Source organism: Planotetraspora silvatica (genome assembly GCF_016863315.1).
In the GTDB taxonomy this organism is placed as follows: domain Bacteria; phylum Actinomycetota; class Actinomycetes; order Streptosporangiales; family Streptosporangiaceae; genus Planotetraspora; species Planotetraspora silvatica.
This window is the reverse complement of sequence record NZ_BOOQ01000063.1, coordinates 17,444-27,756: the sequence shown is the minus strand read 5'-3', so window position 1 is coordinate 27,756 and position 10,313 is coordinate 17,444. Positions and strand designations below refer to the sequence as shown.

The following is a 10,313-nucleotide window of genomic DNA, read 5'->3' as shown; positions in this document are numbered from 1 at the left end:
CATACACCACCCCGCTGGACGTGACCGGACACAAGGGTCAACATGGCCAAGCGGCTCGCCAAGGTCGTCCAGACCTGCTCCGGCTACCCGTCCCAGTGGGACGTCTCGTAGGGTTCCTCCGCGCCCGCCTCAATGAGGACGGGCGGCTGGCGCGAGCGGTCCGCGGACCGAACGGGGCGGAGCCCACCGCCCCTTGGACCCCCTACACCCATCCCCCGCGCTACCGCGATCAAGACCGCGCCGTGAGCGTTTAGCGCAGCCCGCCAAGTCGCAGGAGCAGCCAGGCGGCAGGCGGGCGCAGCGAGCCTCTTGAACCAGCAAAGAAAATCTGAACCGGGTGTGTGTCAATAGAGCGATCATTCGTTGGGTTGCCCTCTCTTTCGCTCGCCATCGTCCTCGCTTTAGATCACGAGGTCGATGCCGTTGTCTCTGAGTTCCTGCGGCGTGAGGTCGAGGTCGGGCTCGTCGGCGAGTTCGATGATCATCCGTCTCGACGGCCCGGAGGGGCGCACGAGCCACCTCCCGACTGGACCGATCATGACCTGCTGGTCCGTGCGATCCCTCCTGCCGCGAAACGGGTGTCGGTGAAGTCGCCGATCAGCGATTTGGGCCGGTGGGTGCTGCGGTGGGGTGACCAACTCGACATCCGCCCCGTCCTGCTCGACCCCCAAGCGGAAGGGCTGAGCGAACGCGCGGGGTCGCGGGCTACATCGCCAAGTACGCCACCCAAGTGGCTCGCCGAGAAGGCCGCCATCCTCAGCACCTGCACCGTGCGACTCCTCCGCTCCTACCTGAACCGGTCGGTCAAGCGGGCGATGGCACGCGACAAGGTCAAGAGGAACGTCGTGGATCTCTGCGCGGTGCCCAAGGGTCAGGAGGGCCGTCCGTCCAAGGCGCTAACCATGGCCCAGGCCGAAGTCGTGCTCAAGACTGCCGAAGGCACCCCGTGCTCCAGGGCGGCGCGGCCGTCATGGACCGAATCTTCAAATCATGATCGAAAAGGGTAGACACCCAGATAGACACCCAAGAGGCCCCCATGATCATCATGAGGGCCTCTGAACTGGAGCCGCCTAAGGGGGGTCTGTCCATTGAAAGAGAGACAGAGCCGTTCGTGTCGTCTTACAGTCCCTTCACCATGTAGTCGGATGGATCATCCGACACCCCGCCAACCTGGAGGAAGAGCACGCCCGCGGACTCGCGCAGATCCTCGATCGCTGTCCTGAGCTGGCCCAACCCACCGCGCACGTCCGCGCGTTCGCCGTCATGATGAGCGAACGGCACGGCGACCAACTTCACAAGTGGCTCACCAGCGCCCGAGCAAGCGATCTGCCAGGGCTCAACTCCTTCATCCGAGGCGTCGAACGCGACCAAGCCGCGGTGACTGCCGGGCTAACTCACGCGTGGAGCTCCGGACCCGTCGAAGGCCACGTCAACCGCATCAAGATGATCAAACGTCAGATGTTCGGCCGCGCCAACTTCGACCTACTCCGCAAGAGGATCCTGCTCACACCCTGACCCACCATCACCCAGAGCAATGACCTCACAGAAACCGCGCCAGAACCCAGCGGGGCGCTCCACCTGGACCCGCTGTCCATGGCCCGCTTCCCCTTCGGGCGGGTCGACGGCCGACGGGATGATCAGGAAGGCGGAGGTGTGCGCGGGCGCGAGGGAGATTCGCCCGCAGCTACCTGCGTAGCCCACATGCGCAGTTCACTGATGACGCTGGCCAAGCGATCATCGTCAGCCACCCCGGCCGGCGCCCAGGGCTGAGTCCGCAACTCACACTCTCCATCAAGATCGGACCACAGCCGCTGAAAGGAGTCTCTGATCTCGAGCTCACCAGGGTCCGATACTTCAAACAGTCCCCAGAGATCTTCAACCAGCTTGGACAGCGGTGTCTGGCCCGAGGCGTACAGGTCGAGGTATTCGACCATGCGGCCGATCAGCGCTCGCTGGTAGTCCCCCACGAGGTCACATTCTTGATCGTCGTGCAATTAGCGTGCAATTAGACAGGGTGACGAGGGGTCAACCACGGTCACTCACGACCGGCCCGAAGTCCAGCTCAGCGCCCATACGAGGCGTGATCCATACGCTTCCCAAGCTGACAGCGCGGGTTCGATTCCCGTCACCGGCTCCGGACATAGCATCGGCTGGAGAAGGCGGATCAGGCGGCCAACCGCGCGAAGGGTGCTTCCGCGGCGCCGGACCGAAGCATGAGCCGACCACGATTGGGGCCCTGTCCGGGCCGGTGATCCCGGTCAGGGCATCCTACGGGGGCATGGGCGGGGTTCAGCGAGGGAACACCGAGACGTCCTTGACCGTGTACCTGCCCGTCTTGACGGTGAAGAACGGCGCGGCGCCGTGCACCGGCGCAGTTCAGGGTCGCCGGGCCTGCGCGGGCCTGACCACCCGACCCTGTCGAAGCGACCGGCGCCGTTGTCTGCCACGCTGAACCCGACCCGCTGGCCGATCCAGGTCAGAGTCGATGGTCCGCTGGGCCATGGTGAACTCCATGTCCACCCGCCTGACCGCCAGTCCGACCAGAACCGGACAGTACCTATGCCCGAACCGGCGCGCGACAGCCCAAATCGGTATCAAACATCCTCTGAGACCGGTGCGGGCGAGTGATAAATGGGAAACTTCCCGGTATGGCGGAGAACGAGCCGCGCTCGCTGATTCCGCACATGCGGCTTGACGACCTGCTCGCGGAGTTGCAGTCGCGCCTGAACGCGGTGCTGGCGACGCGCGATCGCGTCCACCGGCTTCTGGACGCGGTCGTGTCGGTGGGCAGCGACCTCGATCTGGAGACGGTGCTGTATCGGATCGTCGAGACCGCCACCACCCTGGTCGACGCCAGCTACGGCGCTTTGGGAGTCATCGGCGAGGACAACACACTCGTGCAGTTCATCCCTGTCGGACTCACCGAGGAGGAGATCGCGAGGATCGCCCACTGGCCTCACGGCCTGGGTCTGATCGGATTACTGATCAAGAAGCCCCAGACGTTGCGGCTGGCCGACATCGCCCAGCACCCCGAGTCGTACGGCTTCCCACCCGGCCATCCCCAGATGGCAAGCTTCCTCGGCGTCCCCGTGAGGGTCCGAGACGAGGTCTTCGGCAACCTCTACCTCACCGAGAAACGCGGCGGAGAGGAGTTCGACGAGGAGGACGAGGCGATCGTCGTCACCCTGGCCACCGCGGCCGGCGTCGCGATCGAGAACGCCCGGCTGTACGAGGAGACCCGGCGCCGCGAAACCTGGCTGCAGGCCTCATCCGAGATCACCACAGCGCTCCTGTCGGGAGCCGAGCCACACGAGGTGGTCACTCTTCTGGCGCGGCGTGCCAGGGAGATGGCCGACGCCGACGAGATCACGATCGTGCTGCCGGGAGCCGGCGAGGGCACCCTCCGCATGGTCGACGAGGAGGGACACGCCGACAGGCGGCACACCACAGAGGAGATCGCCGGCACCCTGGCCGGGCGCGCCCTCCTCACCGGCGAGCCCCTCGTGGCGGATAACCCGGCCGAGGGCGACCTCTCGGCGGCCAGCCCCGGCCCGCAGGCCGCCGTACCGCTCGGCGCGGCCGGGGCCGTCCGAGGCGTCCTGTCGCTGGGCAAACGCTCGGGGCGGATCCCGTTCAGCGCGTCCGAACTCCGGACGCTGCACGCTTTCGCCGGGCAGGCCGCCATCGCCCTGGAGCTGGCCGAGACGCGTAAGGACGCGGAGCGGCTGGGGCTGCTCGAGGATCGTGACCGCATCGCCAAAGATCTGCACGATGTCGTCATCCAACGGCTGTTCGCCGTGGCCATGACGCTCATGAGCACGGTCCGGCTCGTGGAACGGCCGGAGGCGTCGTCGAGGTTGCAGAGCGCCATCGACGAGCTGGACGGAACCATCAGCCAGGTCCGCTCGACGATCTTCGCGCTTCAACCGCCTCACGACGCGGGCACCCCGAGCCTGCGGGCCCGGATCGTGGACGTCGTGGAGAGCGCCCGCGGACACCTCGGCTTCATGCCCGGTCTGAGCATGGAGGGCCAGCTCGACAACGAGGTGCCGGCGGAGCTCGCCGACCACCTGCTGGCCGTGCTCCGCGAGGCCCTATCCAACGTGGTCCGGCACGCCAAGGCGTATCGCTCGGACGTGACCGTACGGGCCGAAGAGGGATGGCTCACCTTGACCGTCGAGGACGACGGGGTGGGAGTCCCGGCCGGCGGGCGGCGCCGCGGGCTGCGCAATCTCGAGGAACGGGCGCGGGGACTCGGTGGCGCGTTCGAGGTGGCACGGGCGGAATCCGGCGGAACCTGGCTGCTCTGGCGGGTGCCGATTGCCTAGCGGTGGATCCGGCGCCCGAAAAGCCGTTGGAGATCCCCCCACGATGTAGTGGTCACGCCCTGGCGCCCACGGCGCGAGCGGCAGGCGGGCGAACGCGGCGGCCTCTCCGGGCTCGCCCACGGTCCGCGAGCGCCTCACCGCCGTCACGGACCAGCCCGTGCGCGTCTCGACGTCGTACTCGTCGGTCTCGAAGGCGACGACGGCGTTCGCCGCGGCCACCGAGAGCTTCGAACCGCTCGATATGAGGACGACGATCCGCTCACCGTCGGGGTGAAAGTTGACGGGTTGCACCGAGGCCCGGAGTGCCATGCACTCTTCCCGGGGGAAAAAGGGACCTACAACCCGGCCGAAACCGGGTCTCACATCCTACAGCCTGCCTGAACGTGCCGCCCCCAGTCAGGGACGAAGGTCCCGCTTCGTCTTGCCGTTCGACATCATGGTGTTCCTCAACCCAGTCATCCCCAACGAACAGCGCCTCAGTTCCTCCTCGCCATTGACGGCACACCTCGTTCAGCAGCTCGCGGGAGACCCATCCGCAACCTAATGATCTAGTGCTCGAGGCCGACTGCCTGGTACGACATCCAGTGAGCGATCAAGTCTCCCGAGCACCGACAGGGGCACGATCTGGGGGTAGAACTCCCCGGAAGGGTCCCGGACGCACGAGTGCTCGCCTGTCGACGGCTACCGAGACCGAGTCTGCCCGAAGCTCCAGCTGACCCGGTAGCCACCGCTACGCCACCGTGCTGATCGACGCCCAGACGCACGGTGAACAGGCAGGTCACCGGGCGGAAACGATCAGACGTCGTAGTAGAGCTCGAACTCTCCCCTGCCACTTCTCCACCTGCGCCGAGACACTGAGTAGTGCCCTGACCAGGCAATACGACTCGCAACGCTTCTGGTCGACTTCCGGCGTTTTACGACCTTGGACGGAACTGGAACGGAACTGAGGCCCCTCCGTTCCGGAGATCAGGTCTGGACACTGTATACGAGAGGGGCCTCAAGGTAGCGCGGCAGGCGCAAGACGAAGCGTGCGCCGCGGTCACTGTCTTCGATCCGCAGGGTGCCTCCGCCGGACTCTGCGATCTGGCGGGCGATCGGCAGGCCCAGCCCCGTGCCCCCGGCGTCCTTGCGGCGGGCGGCGTCCAGCCGGGCGAACCGCTGGAACACCACCTCGCGCTTGTCCGGCTCGATGCCCGGCCCGTCGTCGACCACCTCCAGTACGGCGACGCCGTGCGGGAAACGCGGGCCCTCGCTCTCCGCCTGCCATACCTTGATCGTGATCATGGCCTCGGCGTGCCGATCGGCGTTGTCGAGCAGGTTGGTGAGCAGTCGGCCCAGGCGCAGCCGATCTCCCAGCACCACCACGCCCCGCTGGAGATAGCACAGGAGCGTCTTGCTCGTATGGTGGCGCCTACTGCACTCCGCCTCCGCCAGTTCGGCCAGATTGACCGGCTCGTTTCCGCCCGGCGTGCCGGCGTCCAGCTTGGCGAGGGTCAGCAGGTCGGACACGATCGCCTCAAGCCGGTCCAGGCTCGACAAGACGGCGTGCCCGGCCCGGTTCATGGTGGCCTCCGGGGACGCCAACATCGCGTCCTCGACTTCCGCGCGCATCGCGGCGATAGGGCTGCGCAGATCATGGGAGGCATCCGAGGTGAACTGGCGCTGCCGTTCCATCGCTCCTTGCAGGCGGGTCAGCGTGTGGTTGACGCTTTTGGCCAGATAGTGGATCTCGCACGTGCCAGTAGGAACCGGTACCCGGCGCGCGGGACAGGTCGCGTTGATCTCGTCGAGCTCTCTCCGGATGGCGCCAACCGGCCGGAGGGACACGGTGGCGATCCGGTTGCCGAGGTACGTGATGGCCACGGCCAACATGATCGCGGACCCGCCGACAAGGGTGGCCAGCCAAGGCACGACCGACCAGGGCACCACGGGTGCGGAGGCATAGACGGTCCAGTTCGCATGATCCCGGTGGGCCGACTGCGCGACCACGATGTCGCACTTGTTGGCTCCGAAGACCCCGTTGCACACGACTGCATGCTTGCTGTCCTGGCTGTCCGGGGTGAATTGGGCCATGGGTGGCTTGCCGTGTAGCGCTGGTGTCGAGTCGACGACATGCCCCCGCGGATCGACGATCTGGATGTTGCGGACCCGACTACCCACCAGCGGGATGTACGCCTGGGATTGCTGCTCGACCTTCTGGGCCACCCGACCGGCGGTCGCGCGGACATCCTGGATGAGCGAGCCGGCGGCGAAACGATGGATGGCGATCATCAGTACAACGGCCAGCCACGTGGACAGCATGGCGGCCACCACGCCGGTGAACAGTGTCATGCGTGCGACGACGGAACATTTGTGTTTCGTGTTCATCCTCTTGGGCTCCGCACAGCCCCCACACATCTAGTGCGAGAGGCGAGATCGGGGGTGGATGGATACGGGACGTTGATGTCGCGGGTCCGCGTCAGCGGGACTATGCCCCGCGATATACGCCCCACCCGGTGAGAGTTTGCTGGAAACCGCGACGTGGGCTGCGTAGATGGGTACGCGATGACCTGTTCGTGTACCTCTACAGCACACCTCGGCCCACCACGGGGGAACAGGGCTGTAGGACTTGCACGCCAGGAACCAAAGCCATGCGGAATCCAGGACCTTCGTCCCACAGTGCGGGAAAGGTCTGCGGTCGCCTCCGACTACCGTGCCCGAGGCCAATCATGCACGGCCCACGCTGGTCTACTCCGAGCCGTTCTGGCGTCACGACGCCGTCGGGATCCGCGACCTCGACCCCTGACGGCGCCGGTGACGTAGGGCCAGGCCTGACCTCGAGTCGGCCTGTAGGCCGGGTTCGAATTCCGCACGCTCCCTACCTGCACCGACTCGCTCTGAACCACAAACTACCTGCAAAAACTCTGCTGGGGCGCTCCCGCCCGGCCGCGCACCGCCTCAGAATCGACGTAGACGCCCCTGACCTGGGCGGGCAGTGTTCGCGGACACTCGCCGAAGTTCGGGAGTGTTCGCCCCCTTGGCTGTAGTCGTGGCTGTACAGCCAGGGCTCTTGCGTGAGAGACCTTCTATTTACAAGGTCCCCAAACGATCTCCATAGCTGTCCGGATCAGTTCGCCCACCAGATCGCGGGCAGTCCAGCTGTTCAGATCAATCCGGTTACGTTCGCCGCCGTCCGCCCTGGTGGCTCCCAAGCTCGTGCATGCGGGAGTAACGCGTCCTCGGGCAACCGGCAGTGAGCCAGGACGAGTTCGGAGGTGGTCGATGCGCGCAGCGACAGCTTGCCTTGGATGTCGCGAGCCGAAAGGCCGTCGGTGCCGCGGGGGGCGACGAATCCCCGGATACCGTCGCCGGTTTTTGCCCACACGATGGCGATGTCGGCAATGCCGCCGTTAGTGATCCACATCTTGGTGCCACTGAGCACCCAGTGCCCGTCCTCGAAGCGGGCGGTGGTACGCATGTTCGACGGGTCGCTGCCCGCGTCGGGTTCGTTCAACCCGAAGCACCCGATCCGGTTTCCCGCCGCCATACCCGGCAGCCATGTGCGTTTTTGTGCTTCGCTGCCATAGCGCAACAGGGCGTACATGGCCAACGATCCCTGGACGGAGACGAAGCTGCGGATCCCGCTGTCGCCCGCCTCGAGTTCGAGGCACGCCAGCCCGTAGGCGACCGCGCTGGTGCCGGGGCATCCGTATCCGTGCAGGTGCATGCCCAGCAGTCCCAGTCGTCCGGCGGCTTCGGGAAGGCCGTCCGGCAGATGGCCGTCCGCGTAGGCTTCGGGCAGGCGGTCCAGAAGGTCTTGGCGCACGAACTGTCGCACCGTGTCGCGAATCATCCGCTCTTCGTCGGACAGCAACCGGTCGACATCAAGGAAGTCGCCAGCGCTGGGTGGTGCCACCGGGCGTTCGCGAGCGTTTGGCATTGTGGTGGACGCAGTTGTGGTCATCGGCAACTCCTTCCTCAGTCATGCGGTCCTGCGTTGCAGGTCCAGTTCGTCGAGCCAGCGGCGGACGCCTTGGCTGTGTTCGCCGAGGCGCGGGGCGCGGGTGCGATACGTGACGGGCGTGGCCGACAGCGCGATCGGGTTGGCGACCTGACGGCCGAGCGGATCGGCGTCATCACCGTCAGCGTCCAGATCGGCGGTGCGGCGGATCGGCGCGAGGCCAAGGTCCTCGGCCAGCGCGAATGCCTCGCCGACGTTGTTCACTGCGCCGGCGGGTACTCCGGCCGCCGTGAGTGCCACCGTCCACTCGCGGGCGCGACGTGTCGCCAGTCGCCGTTCGAGGCACGTCCGCAACTCACCGCGGTGCCGAACACGTAACTCGTTGGTCCGGAAGCGGTCGTCGGCCGCCAGGTCCGGCTCGCCGATGATCCGGCATAGTCGGGCGAACTGGCGGTCTGTGCCGACCGCCAGTGCCAGGGGACCGTCGGCCGTATCGAAGACGTCATAGGGGGCGATGCTGGGATGCGCGTTGCCGATGGCATGCGGCACTGTGCCGGTTAGCACGTACCCTGCCGCCTGGTTGACGAGCCCACTCAGCAGTGCGGACAAAAGATTGATTTCCACCCGTTGTCCATGCCCGGTCCGGTCCCGGTCGCGCAATGCCGCAAGGATGCCGACGGTCGCGAACAGCCCGGCCAGTACGTCGACGATGGCCACCCCGACCTTGGTCGGCTCGCCCTCGTGGGGCCCGGTGATGCTCATCAGGCCGCCCATCGCCTGCACCAGCAGGTCGTAGCCAGGCAGGTCCTGGCCGACGCCGGCGCCGAAGGCTGAGATACTGCAGTACACCAGTCGAGGGTTCGCGGCCCGCAGGTTGGGCTCGTCGAGTCCGAATTTGCCCATCGTGGCGGGGCGGAAGTTCTCCACGAGCACGTCCGCATGTTCGGCGAGGGTTCGGGCGATCTTGACGTCCGCAGGATCTCGCAGGTCGAGCACGATGCTGCGTTTGTTCCGGTTGACGCCGAGGTAGTAGGTGCTGTGTCCTCCTGCGTATGGCGGTCCCCACGCCCGGGTGTCATCGCCCTCGGGACGTTCGATCTTGATGATCTCCGCTCCCAGGTCGCCGAGGGTCATGGTGCATAACGGTCCCGCGAGCACGCGGGAGAAGTCGGCGACGATGAGACCATCTAGCGGCAATCGGGTCATGCCGTCTCCTCCTGACCAGGTTCGCTGTGTGGCAATGGCTCAGCGATCGCGTCATGCGATGGCGTGCGCGTAATGGTGAAGAATTCAGCGCCAAAAGCGCGGCGCCTGAGATGCGACGTGGCGGAATAGACCCAGCAGGCCTGCGCAGATCTAGACGACCGAATGAGTGGCGTTGTCCGCCGGTCGTTCCGTATGACCTGCAGGGAACCAGATGTCGCACGCCTGGGGCGCGGCCTCGGCCGCGCGATCGTCGAGCTGCTCAAGGGTGAGGCTGCTGATGGGGTGAGCGACCACGACCATCTCGAGGCCGGCCATCTCGAGGCCGGCCATCCCCCTGGCCTCCCGCTGTAGCCGAGCTTCGTGCTCGAACTCCGTGGTGACAATGACTGCGGCGGGAGTCCCGGCCTGTTCGAGTCGCACGCCGTCGTTGACACACGAGGAGGTGCACGAACCACAGTCCCCAATGGCGATCAGTGCCACGTCGTTCTCCGCCGCGATCGCGGCGATGACCTCGGGGGACGCATCGGAGGAGAAGTGCTCCTTGTCGTAGAAGTTCACAGACTCGAACCGCGTTCCACCCGCCTCGAGGGCTCGCACTGTCGCGCGCAGCAACTTCGCCGCGTTCCATTTCGTGTTGCTGAGTACGCCGAGACGCAAACGCACCATCTCGCGTGCACGCGGGGCGAGGGGACTCTGCTCCACCTCCACGACTCCACGCGGGTCATAGATCCGGACGCTGTCGGATGTCATCATCGTGAGCCTCCTTGCTGTGAGCGGCGCAGAGCGCCGAGTACGTTCAGGGCTGTCGGTTCTGTCGCTCCGGCCTAGTTGTCCGGTTT

The 10,313-nt window shown here is 66.2% G+C and carries 7 protein-coding genes and 2 pseudogenes; 3 read left to right on the top strand and 6 right to left on the bottom strand.

The annotated features are described in order from the left end of the window. Positions 1–542: 542 nt before the first annotated feature. Both Psi02_RS37735 and Psi02_RS37730 read left to right on the top strand, forming a co-directional pair. Positions 543–1,007 (top strand): hypothetical protein, encoded by a 465-nt coding sequence (locus Psi02_RS37735; protein ID WP_308442306.1) that lies wholly within the window; start codon positions 543–545, stop codon positions 1,005–1,007. Between the two features lie 142 nt (positions 1,008–1,149). Next, a complete protein-coding gene (locus Psi02_RS37730; protein ID WP_308442305.1) occupies positions 1,150–1,515 on the top strand; it encodes a transposase in 366 nt (121 codons plus the stop codon). 122 nt (positions 1,516–1,637) lie between these two features. Here Psi02_RS37730 and Psi02_RS37725 read toward each other — a convergent pair whose 3' ends face one another. Next, a complete protein-coding gene (locus tag Psi02_RS37725; RefSeq protein ID WP_203980723.1) occupies positions 1,638–1,967 on the bottom strand; it encodes a hypothetical protein in 330 nt (109 codons plus the stop codon). Between the two features lie 681 nt (positions 1,968–2,648). Between Psi02_RS37725 and Psi02_RS37720 the strand changes: the two genes are divergently transcribed. After that, positions 2,649–4,328 (top strand): sensor histidine kinase, encoded by a 1,680-nt coding sequence (locus tag Psi02_RS37720; protein WP_203980722.1) that lies wholly within the window; start codon positions 2,649–2,651, stop codon positions 4,326–4,328. 57 nt (positions 4,329–4,385) lie between these two features. On the opposite strand, the pseudogene Psi02_RS41275 reads toward Psi02_RS37720, so the two are convergent. The 5 genes and pseudogenes from Psi02_RS41275 to Psi02_RS37700 all read right to left on the bottom strand — a co-directional run. Next, positions 4,386–4,637: pseudogene (locus Psi02_RS41275) on the bottom strand (pyridoxamine 5'-phosphate oxidase family protein); the annotation flags it as partial. A gap of 657 nt (positions 4,638–5,294) precedes the next feature. Next, positions 5,295–6,659 carry a sensor histidine kinase gene (locus tag Psi02_RS37715; protein WP_203980721.1) on the bottom strand — a complete coding sequence of 455 codons (1,365 nt, stop codon included), beginning with the start codon at positions 6,657–6,659 and terminating at the stop codon, positions 5,295–5,297. Between the two features lie 847 nt (positions 6,660–7,506). Next, positions 7,507–8,247 (bottom strand): annotated as a pseudogene (locus Psi02_RS37710) (acyl-CoA dehydrogenase family protein); the annotation flags it as partial. 42 nt (positions 8,248–8,289) lie between these two features. After that, on the bottom strand, positions 8,290–9,474 hold the full coding sequence (locus Psi02_RS37705; RefSeq protein WP_203980720.1) for a CaiB/BaiF CoA transferase family protein: 1,185 nt from the start codon (positions 9,472–9,474) through the stop codon (positions 8,290–8,292). 150 nt (positions 9,475–9,624) lie between these two features. Beyond that, positions 9,625–10,227 (bottom strand): UGSC family (seleno)protein, encoded by a 603-nt coding sequence (locus tag Psi02_RS37700; protein ID WP_203980719.1) that lies wholly within the window; start codon positions 10,225–10,227, stop codon positions 9,625–9,627. Between the last annotated feature and the right edge of the window lie 86 nt (positions 10,228–10,313).